The organism is Nostoc sp. (genome assembly GCF_036919555.1).
In the GTDB taxonomy this organism is placed as follows: Bacteria; Cyanobacteriota; Cyanobacteriia; order Cyanobacteriales; family Nostocaceae; genus Nostoc.
Window position 1 is genome coordinate 100,277 of sequence record NZ_JBALCS010000006.1, and the last position, 19,349, is coordinate 119,625.

Sequence of the window (19,349 nt, forward strand, 5' to 3'; positions counted from 1 at the left end):
AAGTGGGATTAATCTCAGTGGAGCCGATCTGACTAAAGCTATCTTGGCTGGAGCCAATTTGAGTAATGCCAATTTGACTAGTGCTGCTTTGGAGCGGTGTAATCTGACTAATAACTAACTTGAGTGGAGCTAACTTGACCAAAGCTTGTCTATCCGGTGCTGAACTTGATGGGACTGATATGAGCAGAGCTAACTTGCTTTATGCCGCAATCAGTGAAACCTACTTTGCTGCCGATGTCAGAGGAGCTATAAATGTTGATACGGTTGATTTCACTGGTACCCCAGTTCGTGGTCTCGTTTTGGAAGACGGAACTATCATCGACTCCGATCACGATTGGTAGACTACACCAAGATTCATACATCTAATCAGCAACGCCAAATTATTTATCATCCACATCTGCAAATATAGATTTTAAATCTCGATAACCGCTAACTACCTGCACAATCACAATACTATCTTTAAACACCCGATAGAAAATCTGTGATCGGGTGTCCTCCAGTTTTGATAAGTTTTCTTCTAAAAACAAAAAGAATGCAACCCTCAAAAGCTTTAATGTTCAGAAGCCTTACAAGATACTTCTCTTTAAATTCATTTATGAGGATTCTTCATTTTGAATTCCCTTGCAGGGGGTTGACTTTATCGACCGTTCGATGATCTAACAATGGGACTTTCTACAGATTCTCGATACTGTTGGACTTGTTCTGTGTAAGCAATTGGCAGAACAGCTTCAACGTTTTCATGGGGACGAGCAATAATCACCCAGGATTCCAGCGTACCGCCATAAACATTTTCTGCGGCTTCGATACCAGCAGCCATAGCTGTCTTTACTTCAGAAACATCGCCACGAATATTAACTGTAAAGCGAGCACTACCTACTCTGATATAACCAACGAGGGTGACTCGACCAGCTTTTAGCATCGCATCTGCTGCTGCTAGCACCGCAGGAAAACCTTTAGTTTCGAGTGCTCCAACTGCCTGTAATGACATTATTAATCTCCTGTATGAATAAACAATATGGGGGCTACAAGTTAATTGTCCGAAGCTTCGCTACAAATTTTGATAGCAAAATTGCTTAGAACATGCGGAAAGGTTCTGATTCTTCAGTGAAATGGATTGGTAATATGGTTTCAACATTTTTCGGAGGATTAGGAACGATGTAGTAGGTAATTACTGCACCAACCTTGACTTGCTCTCCAGCTGCGATTCCGGCTTCAACAGCTCTTTTTACCTCAGCAACGTGTCCCCGGACGGCGACTAACAAACGAGCGCTTTCAGCTTGACCATAGTACACAATTGTGACTTCGGCAGCTTTGACCATTGCATCTGCTGCTGCTAAGACACTAGGAAAACCTAAAGTTTCAATTACGCCAACCGCCATTGGCATGGCATTAGCTCCTGGATTAAGGGATAGGCGACTTTAATTGTACGTGGCTTTAGTCCAAATTTTAACATTTTAGAAAACTTTCTTTGATACCAGGAATTCTGCGGGAGTGGGAAGTGAGGAGTTAGCAGCAAAGCCGAAGACGCTCCGCCTCCGGTTAGGAGTTGGGAGTTAGAATGTTTTGATAGCTGCTAGTTTATATTTTATATATTACAAATAATCCTTCAGCACGTTAGTTTGTGTAATTTTGTTGTTTAACAAAATCAGCGATGCCTAGAAGCAAGCTAGTACGATAAACTGAAATTTATGTTTCCAAATTTTCTTCCTACATCTGTTGGGCAACTGACAGAATCTACCTCGATCGCACTAGCTCGGAATATTCAAACTTCTGCGATCGCTACTCCTTTAACTAATCAACCAGTTACCACAACCTATGTCAAGCAAGGGAGTGGTGGAACTCCTATTTTATTAATTCACGGCTTTGACAGTTCTGTATTAGAATTTCGGCGGCTTTTGCCACTGCTTTCTGGAGATAATGAAACTTGGGCAGTGGATTTGTTGGGTTTTGGGTTTACAGATAGACTCTCAGGAATTGCTTATAGCCCAACTGCGATTAAAACCCATCTTTATTATTTTTGGAAAAGCCTGATTAAGCAACCTGTAATTTTAGTGGGGGCTTCGATGGGGGGTGCGACGGCGATTGATTTTACGCTGACTTTCCCAGAAGTGGTAAAAAAACTGGTGTTAATTGACAGTGCAGGGTTAGCGGGTGGTTCACCATTAAGTAAATTAATGTTTCCCCCGTTGGATTATTTAGCAACTCAATTTTTGAGTAATCTGAAAGTGCGCGATCGCGTTTCCCGCATTGGATATAAAAATCAAAGTCTTGCCTCTATCGATGCGCTGTGTTGTGGCGCATTACATTTACAAATGCCGAGTTGGCATCAAGCTGTGATTGCTTTTACCAAAAGCGGTGGTTACAATGCTTTTAGATTTGAAACGCTATCACAAATTATGCAACCAACGCTAATTTTGTGGGGCGATTCCGATAAAATTTTAGGTATTGGGGATGCCACAAGGTTTAAAAGAGCAATTCCACACAGTACTCTCGTCTGGATTCAAAATTGTGGTCATCTCCCACACCTGGAACAACCACAAATTACCGCGCAGTATATTTTAGACTTTCGAGTTGAATTGTAGTTCAAACCCAAAAAATCTGATGCATCTCTTGCAACTTATTAGGTATATTTGGGAAGAACGTGTCAAGGCAGCACAGCTATCAATAATTTTTATGTAATGCTGAACTCTAAAGTTTTTCATCTATTGCTAATGGCTTCTGTCGGAGCTACTATTTTTCTCTTTAATAGTGTTACTTTCACAGAATTTTAGGGAATTGTGTAGCTAGAACTCCTTTGAGTAAAATCTTTCTAATTGAAGAATTTTTATTTGTATTTTTTACTGTTTTATCAATTTATTTATTAATGTGAGTTACAACAAGGAAAGGAGAGTAAACCTCAAAGCCTCTCTCCTTTTAGGAAAGAGGAATGGAAGTGAGGTCAGAGTGTATTGCATACAAACAAGCGTAGACGCGGAGCGGCTTGTCGTAACACATCGCTATAGTTGTCATTCCCAAAATCCTTGCAGCCATGTCCTTTATCCCCTCTCTGCAAGCAAAGAGGGGGCGGAAAGCACAACTTTGCTGGGGTGCGGTTCTGCGGAATGGCGAATAAATGAAGCAGTGCTATAGATTTTGAAGTACTGCCATTAATCTTGATCTGACTGATTAACTGACTCTAGTCAAGTAACCACATCTCATTAGAACTATCAGGATACTCATTTGGTTGATTTTGAGGTTGATTTTGAGCTAGTGTTTCCGATGACCGATGTGATTTTTTGTAGTTAAGGGGATTGTAATGGTCTTTTACTGGTTGTATAGCACTAGTTTCTTTGACAACACTATCAGCATACTCATCTGGTTGATTTTGAGCTAGTCTTTCCGATGGCCGATGTGATTTTTTGTAGTTATATGGATTGTATTGTTCTTTTACTGGTTTTATCGCACTAGTTTCTTTGACAACAAGTTTAGAATTATCTTCTGCTGTTTGTTTTAAAGCATTAATTTCTTCTATCAGATGGGAATTTGCTTCTGCAAGTTGCAGTGCTGTTTTTTTGGTTTCATCAAGTTCTTTTGTTAGCTGTTGTATCACTAATTGTTGTTCTGATGCAAATGTTTTTTGTTTAGATAATTTTGATTGCAAATCAGCAATTTCCTGTCCAAGAGATACTTCTTTTTTGTGGCTTTTTTCCAGATTAATTGTCAACTCTTTGACAGTTACTTCTAAATCAGCCTTAGTGGGACTTGTGCGCTTAATAGAAGTTGACTCAGGTGTCTGTGCTGAGGATTCCTCATCAGATGAAGCCTGTTCTTCGACAACTTTTTCTGCTGCAACTTCGATCGCAGATTCACCTTCTGAGGGTGTAAATTTTTGCGCCTCTTCTTGTAGTAAGTCAGAGAGGCTTTGTTTCTTAACCATTATTTTCTCCAATCACGCTGTAATTCATCAGCTGCACGGCGGTAGTCTAATTCCGCCTCCCGTGCATTTCCTCCTCGCCATTGAGTGATCGCTACACCCTCAAGTGCCGCTCGTTCATGAGCTTTATAGGCACGGATGAAGGTATTACAAGTAGGAATACCTAACCGAGTCAGAGTGTTTTTTGCTTCTTGTGCTTCCCCCAGACTGCGCGTATCAACTTTGGTGAGCAATACCCGATGGGGGGTTCCCAAGGGGATAACGGCTTCCTTGACTGTTTCCACGAGGATGGCTAAATCCATTGCGGCTGGGGGTGTAGGCAAAACTAGATAATCTGCGATCGCAACCACCGCCACTAATGCTTCAGAGCGCAGCGCGGGAGGCGTATCCACCACTACTAAATCGTAACCTGTTATCTTTCCTAAATCACCTAAAAGTGTCGGATCGGTTTCTTGAGATAAATCAAATCCCATTCCTTGCTGACTGCGCCCAAACCACCAACTGGCAGAACCTTGAATATCTGCGTCAATCAAAAGCACCTTTTTTTTCTTCGCAAAGTTTGCAGCCAGATTGACTGCGGTAGTCGTTTTACCGACTCCTCCTTTACCGTTGAGAATAGCGATGATTTTTGGCACTGCTTGCTTCCGATTCTGCCTCTTGAGTGCTGAGTGCTGAGTTAGGAGTTAGGAGTTATTATTCTCCTTTTTGTCCCCCTGATCTCTAGTCCCTAGTTCCTAGTTCTCAGTCCCTGGTGATGAAACTTTTTCATTGGAACTCCCTTACAAGAATATACCGCTTTATGTGACTCTCAAGAACATGAAAACTCGTAACAATAAAATTCAGAAGCCATCAATTCCAGAAAATTCTATGACAGCAACTTACAATTTGCCTGATGGGCCTCAAATGCCGCGCTGGTTGCGGATGATCAAGTTTATTGGTCAGCCGGTGAAATATCTGGATGATTTTGCGAAAATCTATGGTGACACCTTTACGATCAGGAGTAGTCGCGGGGATAACCATCTTGTGTACTTTAGTCAACCCCAAGCACTTGAGCAGATTTTTACTGCTGATTCCAGCCATTTTGAGGTTGGCAGGGCCATAGGACTAGGATTTTTGCTTGGCGATCGCTCCTTTATGTTAGCAGATGGCGATCGCCATCTGCGCCAACGGCAACTATTAGCTCCTCCCTTTCATGGCGAAAGGATGCGGGCTTATGGTGAGGATATCTGTAAAATATCCCGACAGGTGAGTCATGAATGGCAAATTGGCAAGCCTTTTAAGATCCGTGAGTCGATGCAAGAAATTACCTTGCGTGTTATCCTACGGGTTGTATTTGGTTTGAATGAAGGAGAGCTTTTTGAGTCACTGAGGCGATCGCTAAGTGACTTACTAGACTTCATCACTTCGCCCGTAATGTCCAGCGCTTTCTTTTTCAGCTTCATCCAAAAAGATTTCGGTGCGTGGAGTCCGTGGGGTTGGATTCTGCAACAACGGCAAAAAATTGATCAACTTATTTATGCTTTGCTTCGAGAACGTCGGACCCAAGCTGATCAAAATCGCCAAGATATCCTGAGTTTGATGATGGCTGCTCGTTATGACGATGGTCAAGGGATGTCAGATGAAGAATTACACGACGAGTTAATGACGCTGCTAATTGCGGGACATGAAACTACCGCTTCTGCATTGACATGGGCTTTTTACTGGATTGACCATTTACCAGAGGTGCGGGAGAAGTTGCTAGAGGAACTTAATACCATTGGAGTTAACCCCGATTTGAGTAATGTAGCTAAATTGCCCTATTTGACAGCAGTTTGCCAAGAAACATTGCGAATTTACCCAATCCTCATGACTGCTTTCGTGCGGATTGTGAAGATCCCAATTAAAATTATGGGCTACGAACTGCGAGAGGGAACGGCAATAGTCCCCAGTATTTATTTAGCACATCATCGGGAAGAAGTTTACCCACAATCCAAGCAGTTCAAACCAGAACGCTTTTTAGAAAGACAATATTCACCTTATGAATATTTACCCTTTGGTGGCGGTAATCGTCGCTGTATTGGGATGGCATTTGCCCAGTATGAAATGAAAATCGTCTTGGCAACTGTTTTGTCGGAATTTCAAGTATCGCTAGCCAACAAGCGTCCTGTGCGTCCTGTGCGCCGTGGGTTAACTATAGCTGCACCCGCAGGAATGCGGATGGTTGCTACACCTCAAGTTAAGCGTGCTAATACACCAGCGTTGGTGTAATACCATTTCTGTATGAAGCTGCGCTAAATTATTCCCAAGGGTGTATTTGGTACAAGTGTGATGGGTCTCAAATTGCAAAACTCTTACACAACTGCGTCGTAAATTAGCTAAGGTGCTAGAAAAGATTACACCAGAGGTGATTGTTTCTCTCACCTCTTACGACTTTATTCTTGAAGCTTTGTTTAGCGCAGCTTCATAAAGAACTGGTATCACCCTGCGATCGCAATTTCCTAGCAATAACGTTCCTAGTCCCACCCAATCTGCTCAACTGCCTTCTTCAACAGAGCCTCAAAACGATAGAACAACACCAGAACAAGCTGTAAAAAATTATTTTGAGATAATTAATAAACATGATTTTCAAACTGGATGGAATCAACTATCTCCTAGCTATCAAAATAATAAACGCCGGAATCCAGATGGCTATCTTTCATATATTGACTGGTGGGGGAGAAAGGTTGAAAGCGTAGATATTGAACAAGTTAGTTTGGTAGAAGCAACTGCACAAACAGCTACAGTAAATGCTAAAGTCAAATACTTGATGAACAGTGGAAAAGTAATTCCTGGTTCTATATACTTTTTTCTTTTATGGGATGCCCAAAATAGTAGATGGATTGTTAGTGATACCAAATAGTTCCGTCCTGGAATAAATCCTGATCATCAAATACCACAGTTGTAGGGGCAATTCATGAATTGCCCCTACAACAAATGTAGTTTTCAAATCATCCATTTCTGATATTTCCTGTTAATACGTAAGTTCTAATATAGAAATCGTAAATTGTTTTTGAAAAAACCTCAGTAGTCTTGTATGGGTGTGTTAGCGGAGCGTAACGCACCATTCATTCCAAGCTTGTGGAGCGTTACGCTATCGCTACCCTACGTGTATTTCAAAAATCAAATACTAGTTTTATATCTACGAATTTGCTTACCTTGATTTGAGCAAATAAAAAACAGGGACTTATATCATGTCCGCTTGATTGCTTATTAAACCCGAAGAACCCCACCCCGCCAAAGCTATGCTTTGTCTCACCTCCCCGCCGGCGGGGAGGGGTTGGGGGTGGGGTTCTTTTATTATGGGTAATCTGGCGGACATAATATTACATCTGCGTAAGTCCCTGCTTTGGCTTTCATGCCGATATTAACTGAGAGCTTCAGTTATTCTTTTATGGCTTTTTTGTAGCTTCAACTTTTGCTTCCACTTTCACCGTTTTCACACCTTGAACTTCTTTAGCTAAGGTTTCAGCTTTCTGGAGTTCTTGTTTAGAAGCTGCTGTACCTTTGAGGATAATTTCACCCTCTTTGTTTTCAACTTGTAACTTATTACCTGGTAAGCCTTTATTCAAATTTTTACTAACTTCGGTTTTTAAGTCGCCCTTAGCTTTGGTTGCTGCCGTTTTTTCAGCATCGGTGCTAGTTACTGAAGGAGTCGTTTTTTTTGCTGGAACGTTGGTAGTAGTTTGATTTATCTGCGAAGCTGGCGTTGCTGGTGCTTGAGCAGCTTCATTAGTAGTACTAGGAGTTTCCGAACCAGTTTTAGGAGCCTCTTGACAGCCAAAAGTACCAACTACCAAAATGCTGCTAACTAGCAATAGAATAAGCTTTTTCATTATCTATCTCCGAATTGAGTACTTGAAGCGATTAATTGAGGTGTGTGTCATGGTGAGGAGCAGATGTTAAAAAACGATTAAATTTGAAGTAGCAAAAGTGCCTAAGCAAGCGCTCAGATTACTGAAAATTCAAACTTGGGCGATTTCCTAAAGCTAAGATTTTGCTGCCAGTTTTGAAAAATGCCAATTCAATTTTCCTGACGGCTGCTAACCAAGATGGCTCTGCATAGAGCCTCTAGCTCTTGATGAATTTAATGTAGATGCTGAGGAGCTTTCTCAATGATAGACAATGCCATCCCACAGTGGTGACTCGATGTTATCAGATTTAAGTCAGTTTGGCGATCGCAACTCAAAACTTCAGCATTTTGGCAATATTGTGCCCACAAAATGTTACTTTAGAAACCTATGGCTTGCTTACAATGCCCTAAATATCAGGAAATATTAGCCAATGCCGTACCTTACTTCCGCCGGCGAAATTCGTGCCATTGTTACTGAATATACCAGCGCTAAAACGTTGTGGATAGATACAGAAGTGGCTGACTATAAAAGTCGTAATCCCCGCCTATCGCTGATTCAGGTATTAGATAATCCTCAAGATATGAGTGGCGATCGCGTCTACCTTTTAGATGTCCTAGATCAGCCTAACATCATAGCTGAATTTATTGATGAAATTATGGTAAATTCTACAATTGAAAAAGTTTTTCACAAGGCCAGTTATGATCTAAAGCTTCTCGGTAACAAGAAAGCCAAAAATATTACTTGCACTTGGGAAATGGCAAAAAAAATTCCCTACTATCTTTTACCATTACCCAACTACCAACTCAAAACCATAGCTACTGCACTTTGTAGCTTTAATAATATCGAGAAACAAGAACAAAAAAGCGATTGGGGAAAACGTCCCCTAACTGAAGAACAGATAGAGTATGCTTACTTAGATTGTATTTATCTTGCTCAAATCCACTTAAATTTGTTAGGATTACAAGCCCAAGCCAGTCCCGACCCCGCAACGGAAGACTTAATATCACTAAGTACCAAATACTCGCAACTTGAGCAGCAATGGAAGTTGTTAAATTCCGAATTTGAGCATTTACAAGAACGCATGAAAAAAGCTATGCAAGCTCAGAATATATCGGAAACTTCTGATTATAAGCTGACTAGTTATGAGCGCACTACAGTCAAAGCTGCATTTACAGAATTGGCAAGGCTAGCACAAACCCAAGGTATTGATTTAGATTTTCCGATCACACTAACTCAGAAACTCCAAAAAGATTTAGGGCAAAATCTGGAACATCTGTCTGTAGATATTGAAAAAACCACGTCTTGGCGGCTAAATACCAAAACTCAAGAGAATGAAACGGAGGATGAGTAAATTGTTCATCAGGCTACAAATGCCAGAATTTATCTAGCAAGGTTTATACTTGATAGTTGATAATTGCTTCGAGAAATAACCATTAAAAAAAGCTATTGAATATTAGGTTAATTTGTAAATGAACTTTAAACTTATATAAAAAGTTAGAATAATTATTGAGTTAAAAAATGAAAATCTAGATTTTGGTACTAATTGCGTTCAGGTGTTATAGCAGTTTATAATAACTTATGAGACGGCGTTTATTTAGGCAAAAGCGAACAAGGGTAAATACTTTATTTACCATAGCTATTTTTACTACATTGACCGCAATTAGTAGTGTTTCTTGCAGTAAGAATGACAATTTATTGGTGACAGAAATCGGAGTCAGTCCACCTAGCCGTCGTTCAGTGACAACTTCCATTGGTGGGAAATTCTATATTCAGGGAAAGAATCAGCATTTAAATGGCGACTTGCAAGCCGCGATCGCTTCTTATAGTAAGGCAATTGATCAAAATTCTCAATATGGCGCTGCCTACAACGGTCGGGGATTAGCCTACTTTGATTTGGGAGACAAGGACAAAGCGATCGCAGATTACAATCAAGCACTTCGCATCAACCCTGACGACGCTGAAGCCTACAATAACTTGGGGAATGCCCGCGCTTCACTAGGAAACAACAGAGAAGCAGTCAAAGATTACAGTGAAGCGATTCGCCTTAATCCCAACTATGCTGAAGCCTACAATAACCGGGGGAATGCCCGCGCCACCAATGGAGAGAAAAAAGGGGCAATGGATGATCTTGACCAGGCGATTCTCCTCAACCCCAAATATGCTCAAGCTTACAATAACCGAGGAAATGCTCGTGTTGCCAATGGAGATCCACAGGGAGCGATCGCGGATTACAATGAAGCCATTCGCCTCAATCCTAACTTTGCCCCTGCCTACAATAACCGGGGAAATGCCCGCGCCACCAATGGAGACAAACAGGGAGCGCTTAAGGACTTGCAACAAGCAGCAAGCATTTTTCAAAGTCAAGGTAACAACGATTTATACCAACAAGTGATGAATAACATCAAAGAACTTGGACAGTAGGCAAAAGCAGGGTTTTAGTTAAAAGTGAACAGACCACTGAGTCACGATGGTTCGATTGCATCTTTCGCTTTCGCTGCTCATGGATTCTTCCTAAAGGGATTACCGACTTTGGGCTATCGGCTACCTTCTTTCGCCCCGCTTTACCAACTTGATGGCTATTCTCATCAGTAGGGGTCGTGCTTTTACCACTGCACCTGTGGAGTAGGACTTGGGCTTATGCCCTCACCTACATGACTATCAAGTAGTCAAGGTTCTGTTGGATTGCTCCCTTCTTTTTCCTTGCCAGTCGTCCCTAAGTATTGCTACTTATTTATACTGAACGAATCGCAGCATCCCTTCATGGGTGGAGTATTCTGAATTCTGAATTCTGGATTCTGAATCCTTTTTTATTTTACAGTATCATTACCGCATCTATTACGCAGCACCTGCAATGGAGAGCGATGGCGCTCCCACGTCTATCAAGAATGCGATCGCCTGACCCATCTAACCACTGCTCAATGGCATTAAAAGGCTGCAATCCTTTTTTTCTTTCATCGCTTTTAGCTTTTCAAGCGGACCATTCGCCTTTGACCTAACTAAATTACTTATGTCCCTTTTACATAATGTAATGATTACCAAACTGTGCAGTAAGAATGCTAGTTTGTAAAATAATAGTGAATCTTCAAGATAAATTAAGCAACGAATTCTTTGAAAAGCGTTGTTTAAGTTCTTAAACTCAGAAAGAAGCTTGTGTATTTAGAGATTCTTTCCGGTTGATACTAATTAAATTGAGGTTAAACAGATGGAAAATGTAAAACTAGAGAATCTAGATAACGAACTAATTAGTTTTGATTTAAGTCTAGAAGACATGGAGGCAATCAAAGGTGGTACAAGCGTGGCAAAAGATATCTCGACTGGTAGTAGTAACTGTCCATCTCCTCCGAAGCACCCTTTTACAATTCTAATCGTTGCAGTACCACCCAAGCGCCCTTTTACAATTCTAATCGTTGCAGTACCACCCAAGCGCCCTTTTACAATTACAATCGTTGCAGTACCACCCAAATGCAAGAACGACTAATCATTAAATTGAAAGATTAACTTTAAGAGGATGTTTGAAAAGTCTAATTTATTACTAGCTCTGGCGACTATTAATCGCGGCTGCACGGGACTTTACCCACCTGCGTGGATTTAAAACCCTTGATTTTTTATTAGTCCGCGTAGAGAGAAGTCTGAGCGCCGACTTCCGGCGTTCAGAACTTCAAAGCTGACTTCGTTTGTGTAATAGCGTTCGCGTCAGCGTGCCGGAGGCTCTATTATATTCGCCCAATACTTTTCAAATATCCTCTAAGGTTTATATCTACACCTATGCTTTAAGAGCTATGTGCTACTAATAATTATCCAATCAAGGGTAGGAATTATACTAAATATAGTTTTTTTAAGATAAAATATATGAACAATATTAGTGAGTTGGCGCTCAATTATCTACAACGTTATAACTGCCAGATTCTTGAAGATTATCAAAGTGTTTTGAGACAGGCTTGCGAAATTCATCCACCACCACACGGTATGGCATGGTACGGTAATTCCTATCGTCAGTTTGCTCGTAATGCTGAGTGGTTCTCTAATTCCCTGATTAGTAACGTCGTTGAAGAAGGATCTGGTTCTAAACAAGTTTGGCAATTCTCAGAGCAGATCGAAAATCAGGAGTTTGCCCAGTTGGTGAGAAATCACTCTATTGATGAGTCGCGCCACTCACTAATGTTTGTGGCATTGTTGAATATTATTTTTCCGACGAAAATAGAAGCAGATTTCCGCACACAGTTGAAAGCCTTTTCTCCGCAATACTATCACCACAAGCATCCGCCCCTAATACCTATTTCTTCGGCTCAAATAATCGATGAAAAGTTGGTGATGGATGAGATTATCCAAATCAATCTCTTAGAAATTCGGGCATTGATCCTACAATTATTGTTGCGTCCAGTACTGCAAGCATATGCTACACCTAAGAACTTAGCAAAAGTAACTCGAATGTCTGATTTGTTGATTTTCGACGAAACTAAGCATATTGAATACTCTGGTTACTGTATTGGTAAGTACATGGAGCAAGGTCATGACTCTTGGGTGCGGGAAATGATGATTTACCGTCAAAAGACTGTTAATAAAATGTTTTTAGAAGATGTGGAATTAGCGGGTTCTGTTGGTACTACTATTTTACGGACACAAGATCGCTCGTAACTGTTTAAGTTTACCCCCAATGCTAATCACTCGTTATGCTACGCATTTCCACGTAGTTCTAAACGGCTTTCGCCGCTTAGACTTGTTTGTGCGTTGACAAAATCACATTCCAGAACCAATGTGGATGCGATCCTCAACTTCCGCAAATTTTTCTAGTGCCTCCTGTTCAGTACTCAAGAGTGAAACGACGATCGCCACAATAAACGCCAGTGGGATACTGATTAATCCAGGATTTTTCAAAGGAAAGGGTGCAGAAGCATGCTTGAGAATCGTTACTTGAATAGTCGGTGATAAATAAATCAGCACTAAAGAGGAGACGGTACCTACTAACATACTCGCAACCGCACCGTTAGTAGTGAAGCGTCGCCAAAGCATTGATAAGAGCAAGGCTGGGAAGTTTGCACTAGCTGCGATCGCAAATGCTAAACCTACCATATAAGCAACGTTTTGCCCTTTAAACAAAATACCCAGAATTATCGCCACTAACCCCAAAACCATTGTCGCACCGCGAGCTACCTTCAGCTGTTCTGACTCGTCAGCATGACCTGATCGCACCACGTTCACCCACAAATCATGAGATAGTGCAGCCGCACCTGAGAGTGTCAACCCCGCCACAACTGCCAAAATAGTTGCAAAGGAAACAGCAGAAATAAAGCCTAAGAAAGCATCACCACCGAGAAATTCTGCTAACATCGGCGCAGCCATATTACCACCAGTCCCAATTTGCTTGATAGCATCTTGACCTACTAGCACCATCGCTCCAAAGCCAAGGATGAAGGTAAGGAGATAAAAAACGCCAATAATTGCTGTCGCATAAGTAACAGAGAGCCGTGCTGCTTTAGCGTCGGGTACTGTGTAGAAACGCATCAGGATGTGGGGTAGTCCAGCAGTGCCGAACATCAACGACATCCCCAAGGAGATAGCATCAAAGGGATCAGAAACCAGTTTGCCCGGAGCTAATACACCTGTATACTTCTGTGATGCGGCGGCAAAAAGAGCGATCGGGTTAAAGCCAAATCGTGCCAGTACCAAGATAGCTAGTAAGATAGTTCCACCGAGCAACAGAACTGCTTTGATAATTTGTACCCAAGTGGTGGCAATCATCCCGCCAAAAATCACATAAGCCATCATCACGCAACCGACGATGACTACAGCTAATTCATAATCAAAGCCAAACAATAGTTTGATTAGCTCACCAGCGCCTACCATCTGAGCAATTAAGTAAAAGCTAATCACTACCAGCGTTCCAATCGCCGATGCTATGCGTACAGGTTTTTGCTGCAAACGATAAGCTACTACATCGGCAAAGGTGTATTTACCTAAGTTGCGTAGTGGTTCGGCAATTAGGAACATGACTATCGGCCAGCCCACCAGGAAGCCGATAGAATAAATTAAGCCGTCAAAGCCGTTGAGTGCCACCAGCCCAGTGATACCTAAAAAGCTAGCTGCACTCATGAAGTCTCCCGCCAACGCCAGCCCATTTTGGAAACCGCTAATCTTACCGCCAGCTGTATAGAATTGTGCCGTATTTTTGGTGAGCTTTGCTGCCCAATAGGTAATGCCTAAAGAACTGGCAACAAACAGAAAGAAGAAAGCGATCGCTAACGGGTTAAAGTGACCAAGACTGGTAATATCCGCCGCTAGTGGCAGATCGAACCACACACTATTCATGCTTTTTTGGTTTAGTATTTTGGATTTGGGATTAGAAAAAACCTAACCCCCCAGCCCCCTCTTCCCTATAAGGGAAGGGGGAGCCAAATTCGCCTCTCCGAAGCGGAGATGGGTTGGGGGAGAGGTTCTTCCAGGATTACTGAATTGGTGTTTTAGAAATTGCTAATAGCTAATTCACTTGCGTGTCAGCTTGGCGATTTGGTCGTCATAACTACTATTTGCCCAACGCACGTAGATAAAAATTAATACCCATGCTGAGACAATTACCAGCGCCCCTAGTAAAATTCCCAGGCTCAGGCCAGGAACTACTAATGACCCCAACAGGGGCTTATTGAACGCGATTAATAGGATAAAGCCAAAGTAAATAAACATCATGGCTCCACTGAGAATCAGGGATACCCGCCAACGTTCAGCTGCGAGAGCCTGGAGAGCCTTTGTGCGATCGCTCATGTCTTCCTTTGGGTTGAGAAGATTAGGTCAGATTGTCTCATTGAAGTTGATTTCTGCGTAATTTTCTTAAAGATTATTAGTAAATTTATTGCTATTTCAGGTAATAAAATTAACTTTGCCAAGTGATATACCAAAATAAAAAGACAATAGCGACTCTGTTTTGAGTCAGAGAAACATAAAACTATCTATAGGAATCATATTTGATTTTTGAACAAAATTAGGTATTGTAGGGTGTGTTAGAACGCAGTTCGTAACGCACCAAACCCTTGATGATGGTGCGTTACGCTGTCGCTAACACAACGCCAGTTGCTACAACGGATAGCGCAGCGTTAGCGAGTCATCGAGCGTCGGGAACCTCCGCAACGCACTGGCTCCCCTACGTATCTTTTCAGAAATCAAATACTGATCCTATATAGATGCAGTTATACCAAATAAAGCTCGTCTGTACTGGTATTTACTACTTTTTTAATCAAACTACTACTTTTTATACTAAAAATAGAAATATTTACGTAAATACTACTAGGTTTTAAAATCCTTCAAGTCTTATGAAATGTTTTTTTAAGCTATCAAATCAACTGAGATTAATAAAAGTAGTAAATTTTGATTTATAAAATATACCAATAATTACTGTGGTGGTGTCAGTAAATGCTTTAGTGATATTTATATCAATAACTTGCTAATACATAGATAGGGCATCACCAAAATTTAGTAAATTATGTTTATCCAAACACTCATCACAGAGCCGATTTATTTTTTCAGAATCGTTGTAATTGTGATATTATCCATCACTTTGCATGAACTTGCTCACGGTTGGGCTGCTATGAGTCAGGGAGATAACACTCCACAACAAACTGGTCATCTCACGCTTAATCCTGTAGTTCACATGGGGAAAGAATCCCTGATCTTTCTCTGTCTCATGGGTATAGCTTGGGGACAAATGCCCGTCAACCCATCTAAGTTTCGCTCTGGGAAGCTAGGCAATATTTTGGTATCAGCAGCTGGCCCATTATCAAATCTGGCTTTAGGAATTCTATTTATTTTAATACTGAAATTTTTGTCTAATCCGAGTCTTTCAGGACTTTTGAGCGGGGAATTTCTTTACTTAGCGGCTCGAATCAATTTGACCTTATTTCTATTTAATCTGCTGCCAATTCCACCACTGGATGGTTTTCATGTTTTCAGTGAAATTTTTCCTCAGCTAAAGCCACTGCAATATAATCAATTCGGAATTTTTGCAATGATGCTTATATTTATAATTCCAGAATTTGGAACGGGACTTAGTGGCATTGCTCATTTGGTTATTCAGTCGGCGCTTGGAGGATAATGACCAGCTTTTTAAGCAAAAATAGGTTATTTACAGCAGTTTTCCTTTGTATAAAGTACGAAGCTACGGGTTTAGAGGCAGGAGGCAGGTAGCGCAATCGAAAAGTTACACACTTGTTAACATAGTTTTCATAGGAGCAAAAAAATGGAATTTGATAAAATAAAACAACTAATTGAAAAACAGGAAATTCAAAAGATATACAAGTAGATGAAGTTGAAATAATAACCACAAAAATAAGGATTGATTTTGATTATATTGAACCAGATTGGAGAGATCAAAATGATGATGACTAAATGAGATCAGATTGCAAGTGGGCTGATGCGATTAAGGTTATTAGCGGCACTAACTGCTGAACGAGTCTGCGAGCGTCGGCAGGAGATAGAAACTTTTTATATCTATCTGATTTTAAGTCTTGCATTTTGTACCTTCCTGACTTGCAATCTGCTGTAGTAATCTTATTTGATTTGTGATAGTTTAAGCCGACAGATCCCCGAATTTTTTGAGAAGTCGGGGATCTTATCGCCAAAATAGATGCTTTCTTTCTAACTTTGGCTTCCCTGAGTGATTTTGTATAAATTTGTTATTTACGCTCCGGGTTTGAAATAATCAAAAAGGCGATCGCCTGAATCTGCGCGAATCAATGCCACAACTACATCGGGTAAGGCGGCTAAACTGGGGTAAACCAAATAACGTGGTTCCCAACGGGGGCGGAACTTCTCTCTGTAAGCGTGCAGTCCCTTGAAATTGTAGAAGCGATTCAAATGCCCATAAAGATAGTGCAATACTTTCTCCAAGCGGCGTGATTCTGGGTTGTCTCCAACTCCAGCAAGGGCAGAAAGACCGAAATTAAAGCTGTCGTAGCCAGACTCTTTAAAATGTTGGAGCAGGGAAATAAATAGAAAGTCCATTGTGCCATTTTCAATCGACGAGCAGTGTCGCATCATGTCAATAGTGGCTTCGTTGAGTTGGTACTCCCGAAGAATGTTGGCAAAGGCGCTGATTTGACCTTCGGGATTATGCACCACAGCAATCTCGCACTCTCGCAGGTAAGCTTCCTCAAACCAACCCAAAGAAAAGTGTTTTTCCGAACCTTGTACCATTTTCAGCCATTCATCACTCACAGGTTTGAGTCGGTGCAACAAAGCATCGGCGATGGGTGGTTGGTAAAAGTCGATTTGGTATCCTAGCTTAGTTAAACGATTGATTGATGGTCTAAAGTTTTTACCGGCTTTACCTTGTAACGTAAAACTTTTCAGGTCAACGATCGCTTCTTCTCCAATCTTGAGTACCTTAAACCCCAATGACTTGTAAAGCTCAACATCATCGGGCATAGTTTGGTAAAATCCAGGATACCAGTCGTTGCGCTGGCAAAACTGCTGGAAAGCAATAATTGTCTCTTTCCGGTCTTCAATGGGGCCGATGGGATCTCCTAAGGCGATCGCGCCCCGTCCTTTAGGAACATAAGCAATTACACTATTACCCGAAGGACTGAAATAATAACTTTTATCATTTAAGAGTGTGAACGCTGCTAAAGAAGAACATCCATATTGCTCAACAATTTGTTTAGCTTTTTGCCGCTCATGTGTAGTTGCCAGATTCCGCCAAAACACAGGTTGCAATAGCATTACTATTGCATATGTAATAGTAACTGCGGCAATAATATAGATAGAATTAGCAAAAAATTCTCCAAATCGGCTCTTTGGTTGTAGTCCCCAATTATCCTCGGTGAAGAACATCGCCAAAGTCTGAACTATCGCTTCACGCCAATTAAAATTCTCTGAAAACTTGCCGTCTAACAAGTAAAATCCAATAGTTCCGTATGCCAGGGTAAATAGTAAAGCACCTATCAGCGCTCGAACTCCCCGTGCAATGGAAGGACGGTCTGATTGCGCCGTGAAAAAATGGCGCATCAAAATTAATTGCACCAGTAAAACTCCAGAGAGTAGACTTTCTTCATAGTCCAGTCCCTTCAGCAAGTGGCTGAAAATGGAAATCACTAGTAAAGTAATCGTCAGTAACCAGGCGATTCTTTTTCGGCGTAATAAATTAGTAGCAAGTGCTAGTAAAACAAACCCAGTCAACGCTGCAAATATATGACCACTGGCACGAATATCAAATGGTAAAAGTTCCTTTAACCACTGATTCCGCACAGACAGGTTAGGTGTCACTGCTGACAACAAATTTACTACTCCGACTAAACCTGTAAGGAAAGCTGCACTCCAAAGTGCAATCTGAGTTTTTAAATTATTGGTCATTAGTCTAAAAGTATTAATTAGGAGTTACAAGTTAGGAATTAGAAGTTTTGGCTCTAGCACTTTCTTTCTTGACTAAAATAATAAACAAACCAGTTTTATCGGCTGTGTTAATTATACAGATTAAGCTTTAATGTTTTGAACTTTTCTCCATAACACCTTAATTTTAATGCCCTAGCACAAGGGAAGCGGTAGAACCTGATTTTTCAAATTTTAACTCCTAATTCTTAACTTTTTTAAACTGTTCACCTACATACGAGAGCGAATCTTTGAGATGTTTGTGAAAGTAGTTCCAGCCTATATCTGCACCAGACAAACCATGACCTCCAGGAAATGCATAAAATACGTGAGCAATGCCTAATTTATTTAAGGTTTCGTTGAAGGTTTTGGTAGAAGCCAGTAAATTACTATCATTCAGACCCGCATCCAGGTAAACACGCAATTGCTTCCTATCTTCAACTGATAGCTGTTGCACGATTTGTTGGGGACTATTTTGTGAACCACTATTATCCGTAAAATAACCACTATGGCTAAACAAAATCTGGAAGTTGTTGAGATAGCGTAACCCAATATTAAAAGCCCCCCATCCCCCAGAAGATAGACCTCCCAGCGCCCAAAACTGGGGTTTTTCTAAAGTGCGGTAGCGCGACTTGACAACTTGTACTAATTCTGATCCAATCAAAGTCCCCACTTTGCCATTCGGCCCATCAAAATAATCAGGATCAAACAAAGGACTCGAACCGCGATTATCATTACCATCAGGTGTAATCACAATGGATGGCAGTAATTTTCCACTTTGATAAAGTTCATGCAGTACGTCTAAGAGTCCGTATTTATCAGCGTAAGCACGAGCATCATCATGACCACCGTGCAATAAGAATATCACAGGGTAGCGCTTTTGCTGATTTTTGTTATAGCTAGGGGGCAAAATCACACCGTAGTTACGGACTGCACCCATTGCTTGGGAGTTGAAGGTTGCTAATTGAAACTTTAGCCCAGTATCTGCCTCTTCTGGGGGCGGGTCTAGTTGTGGCGCACCCAAGATGAATACATAATAATAACCGGCGGTAGTCAGGAGTGCGATCGCTCCTACGAAGCTGATTAAAAATTTATAAATCTTCATATTCTTTTGGCTGTTAAAAAAAATCACCTCAATTAGAACTTACTATAGTTAATCTGCTGAAAAATTGCACCAAATTTTTCCACGTTCACTTTTGGATGTCAACGTTTTGGCA

General features: G+C 41.1%; 19 protein-coding genes. 10 read left to right on the forward strand and 9 right to left on the reverse strand.

Annotated elements, in window-relative coordinates; genetic code table 11:
* The first annotated feature begins 7 nt into the window (after window positions 1-7).
* Together V7K36_RS33915 and V7K36_RS01540 are read left to right on the forward strand one after the other, a co-directional pair.
* Window positions 8-118: a pentapeptide repeat-containing protein gene (locus V7K36_RS33915; RefSeq protein WP_442948423.1), complete on the forward strand. Its 111-nt coding sequence runs from the start codon at window positions 8-10 to the stop codon at window positions 116-118.
* Window position 119: 1 nt separating this feature from the next.
* Window positions 120-341, forward strand: a complete 222-nt coding sequence (locus tag V7K36_RS01540) for a pentapeptide repeat-containing protein (protein WP_335112600.1) — start codon at window positions 120-122, stop codon at window positions 339-341.
* 296 nt (window positions 342-637) lie between these two features.
* Here V7K36_RS01540 and V7K36_RS01545 read toward each other — a convergent pair whose 3' ends face one another.
* Both V7K36_RS01545 and V7K36_RS01550 read right to left on the reverse strand, forming a co-directional pair.
* Window positions 638-988 carry a carbon dioxide-concentrating mechanism protein CcmK gene (locus V7K36_RS01545; protein ID WP_334868111.1) on the reverse strand — a complete coding sequence of 117 codons (351 nt, stop codon included), beginning with the start codon at window positions 986-988 and terminating at the stop codon, window positions 638-640.
* Window positions 989-1,073: 85 nt separating this feature from the next.
* Complete coding sequence (locus V7K36_RS01550) at window positions 1,074-1,385, reverse strand: BMC domain-containing protein (RefSeq protein ID WP_273766297.1); 312 nt, start codon at window positions 1,383-1,385, stop codon at window positions 1,074-1,076.
* Between the two features lie 303 nt (window positions 1,386-1,688).
* Between V7K36_RS01550 and V7K36_RS01555 the strand changes: the two genes are divergently transcribed.
* Complete coding sequence (locus V7K36_RS01555; RefSeq protein WP_335112602.1) at window positions 1,689-2,582, forward strand: alpha/beta fold hydrolase; 894 nt, start codon at window positions 1,689-1,691, stop codon at window positions 2,580-2,582.
* 593 nt (window positions 2,583-3,175) lie between these two features.
* Here the strand turns inward: V7K36_RS01555 and V7K36_RS01560 are convergent.
* Window positions 3,176-3,916, reverse strand: coding sequence for a hypothetical protein (locus V7K36_RS01560; RefSeq protein WP_335112604.1), 741 nt, complete (start codon window positions 3,914-3,916; stop codon window positions 3,176-3,178).
* A complete protein-coding gene (locus tag V7K36_RS01565; RefSeq protein WP_334827347.1) occupies window positions 3,916-4,548 on the reverse strand; it encodes a ParA family protein in 633 nt (210 codons plus the stop codon). Before V7K36_RS01565 ends, V7K36_RS01560 begins: the two co-directional genes overlap by 1 nt.
* Window positions 4,549-4,780: 232 nt before the next feature.
* On the opposite strand from V7K36_RS01565, the gene V7K36_RS01570 reads away from it, so the two are divergent.
* Complete coding sequence (locus tag V7K36_RS01570) at window positions 4,781-6,160, forward strand: cytochrome P450 (RefSeq protein WP_335112730.1); 1,380 nt, start codon at window positions 4,781-4,783, stop codon at window positions 6,158-6,160.
* A gap of 1,160 nt (window positions 6,161-7,320) precedes the next feature.
* On the opposite strand, the gene V7K36_RS01575 is transcribed toward V7K36_RS01570, so the two are convergent.
* The gene (locus V7K36_RS01575) at window positions 7,321-7,764 is read right to left on the reverse strand and encodes a BON domain-containing protein (RefSeq protein WP_335112606.1); all 444 of its coding nucleotides are present in this window, start codon (window positions 7,762-7,764) and stop codon (window positions 7,321-7,323) included.
* 448 nt (window positions 7,765-8,212) lie between these two features.
* Here V7K36_RS01575 and V7K36_RS01580 point away from each other — a divergent pair, with 448 nt between their 5' ends.
* The 5 genes from V7K36_RS01580 to V7K36_RS01600 all read left to right on the forward strand — a co-directional run bounded on the left by V7K36_RS01580 (window position 8,213) and on the right by V7K36_RS01600 (window position 12,417).
* Window positions 8,213-9,133 (forward strand): ribonuclease D, encoded by a 921-nt coding sequence (locus V7K36_RS01580; RefSeq protein ID WP_335112608.1) that lies wholly within the window; start codon window positions 8,213-8,215, stop codon window positions 9,131-9,133.
* A 227-nt stretch (window positions 9,134-9,360) separates the two neighbouring features.
* A complete protein-coding gene (locus tag V7K36_RS01585; protein WP_335112611.1) occupies window positions 9,361-10,203 on the forward strand; it encodes a tetratricopeptide repeat protein in 843 nt (280 codons plus the stop codon).
* A gap of 24 nt (window positions 10,204-10,227) precedes the next feature.
* A complete protein-coding gene (locus tag V7K36_RS01590; protein WP_335112612.1) occupies window positions 10,228-10,374 on the forward strand; it encodes a hypothetical protein in 147 nt (48 codons plus the stop codon).
* A 610-nt stretch (window positions 10,375-10,984) separates the two neighbouring features.
* Window positions 10,985-11,260, forward strand: coding sequence for a hypothetical protein (locus V7K36_RS01595; RefSeq protein WP_335112614.1), 276 nt, complete (start codon window positions 10,985-10,987; stop codon window positions 11,258-11,260).
* Window positions 11,261-11,631: 371 nt separating this feature from the next.
* Entirely contained in the window at window positions 11,632-12,417 is a 786-nt protein-coding gene (locus V7K36_RS01600) for a hypothetical protein (protein WP_335112616.1), read from the forward strand.
* Between the two features lie 102 nt (window positions 12,418-12,519).
* Here V7K36_RS01600 and V7K36_RS01605 read toward each other — a convergent pair whose 3' ends face one another.
* Window positions 12,520-14,088, reverse strand: a complete 1,569-nt coding sequence (locus tag V7K36_RS01605; RefSeq protein ID WP_335112619.1) for a sodium:solute symporter family transporter — start codon at window positions 14,086-14,088, stop codon at window positions 12,520-12,522.
* Between the two features lie 174 nt (window positions 14,089-14,262).
* Window positions 14,263-14,538 (reverse strand): DUF485 domain-containing protein, encoded by a 276-nt coding sequence (locus tag V7K36_RS01610; protein ID WP_335112621.1) that lies wholly within the window; start codon window positions 14,536-14,538, stop codon window positions 14,263-14,265.
* Window positions 14,539-15,253: 715 nt separating this feature from the next.
* Here V7K36_RS01610 and V7K36_RS01615 point away from each other — a divergent pair.
* Entirely contained in the window at window positions 15,254-15,862 is a 609-nt protein-coding gene (locus V7K36_RS01615; protein WP_334827327.1) for a site-2 protease family protein, read from the forward strand.
* 584 nt (window positions 15,863-16,446) lie between these two features.
* Here the strand turns inward: V7K36_RS01615 and V7K36_RS01620 are convergent.
* Window positions 16,447-18,117: a phosphatidylglycerol lysyltransferase domain-containing protein gene (locus V7K36_RS01620; protein ID WP_335112623.1), complete on the reverse strand. Its 1,671-nt coding sequence runs from the start codon at window positions 18,115-18,117 to the stop codon at window positions 16,447-16,449.
* A 217-nt stretch (window positions 18,118-18,334) separates the two neighbouring features.
* Window positions 18,335-19,237 carry an alpha/beta hydrolase gene (locus V7K36_RS01625; protein WP_335112625.1) on the reverse strand — a complete coding sequence of 301 codons (903 nt, stop codon included), beginning with the start codon at window positions 19,235-19,237 and terminating at the stop codon, window positions 18,335-18,337.
* Between the last annotated feature and the right edge of the window lie 112 nt (window positions 19,238-19,349).

Excerpts from the sequence above, each read along its gene's own strand:
- V7K36_RS01545 (WP_334868111.1), bottom strand. The coding sequence starts at position 988 with ATGTCATTACAGGCAGTTGGAGCACTCGAAACTAAAGGTTTTCCTGCG.
- V7K36_RS01550 (WP_273766297.1), bottom strand. The coding sequence starts at position 1,385 with ATGCCAATGGCGGTTGGCGTAATTGAAACTTTAGGTTTTCCTAGTGTC.
- V7K36_RS01555 (WP_335112602.1), top strand. The coding sequence starts at position 1,689 with ATGTTTCCAAATTTTCTTCCTACATCTGTTGGGCAACTGACAGAATCT.
- V7K36_RS01560 (WP_335112604.1), bottom strand. The coding sequence starts at position 3,916 with ATGGTTAAGAAACAAAGCCTCTCTGACTTACTACAAGAAGAGGCGCAA.
- V7K36_RS01570 (WP_335112730.1), top strand. The coding sequence starts at position 4,781 with ATGACAGCAACTTACAATTTGCCTGATGGGCCTCAAATGCCGCGCTGG.
- V7K36_RS01575 (WP_335112606.1), bottom strand. The coding sequence starts at position 7,764 with ATGAAAAAGCTTATTCTATTGCTAGTTAGCAGCATTTTGGTAGTTGGT.
- V7K36_RS01580 (WP_335112608.1), top strand. The coding sequence starts at position 8,213 with ATGCCGTACCTTACTTCCGCCGGCGAAATTCGTGCCATTGTTACTGAA.
- V7K36_RS01585 (WP_335112611.1), top strand. The coding sequence starts at position 9,361 with ATGAGACGGCGTTTATTTAGGCAAAAGCGAACAAGGGTAAATACTTTA.
- V7K36_RS01595 (WP_335112614.1), top strand. The coding sequence starts at position 10,985 with ATGGAAAATGTAAAACTAGAGAATCTAGATAACGAACTAATTAGTTTT.
- V7K36_RS01600 (WP_335112616.1), top strand. The coding sequence starts at position 11,632 with ATGAACAATATTAGTGAGTTGGCGCTCAATTATCTACAACGTTATAAC.
- V7K36_RS01605 (WP_335112619.1), bottom strand. The coding sequence starts at position 14,088 with ATGAATAGTGTGTGGTTCGATCTGCCACTAGCGGCGGATATTACCAGT.
- V7K36_RS01610 (WP_335112621.1), bottom strand. The coding sequence starts at position 14,538 with ATGAGCGATCGCACAAAGGCTCTCCAGGCTCTCGCAGCTGAACGTTGG.
- V7K36_RS01615 (WP_334827327.1), top strand. The coding sequence starts at position 15,254 with ATGTTTATCCAAACACTCATCACAGAGCCGATTTATTTTTTCAGAATC.
- V7K36_RS01620 (WP_335112623.1), bottom strand. The coding sequence starts at position 18,117 with ATGACCAATAATTTAAAAACTCAGATTGCACTTTGGAGTGCAGCTTTC.
- V7K36_RS01625 (WP_335112625.1), bottom strand. The coding sequence starts at position 19,237 with ATGAAGATTTATAAATTTTTAATCAGCTTCGTAGGAGCGATCGCACTC.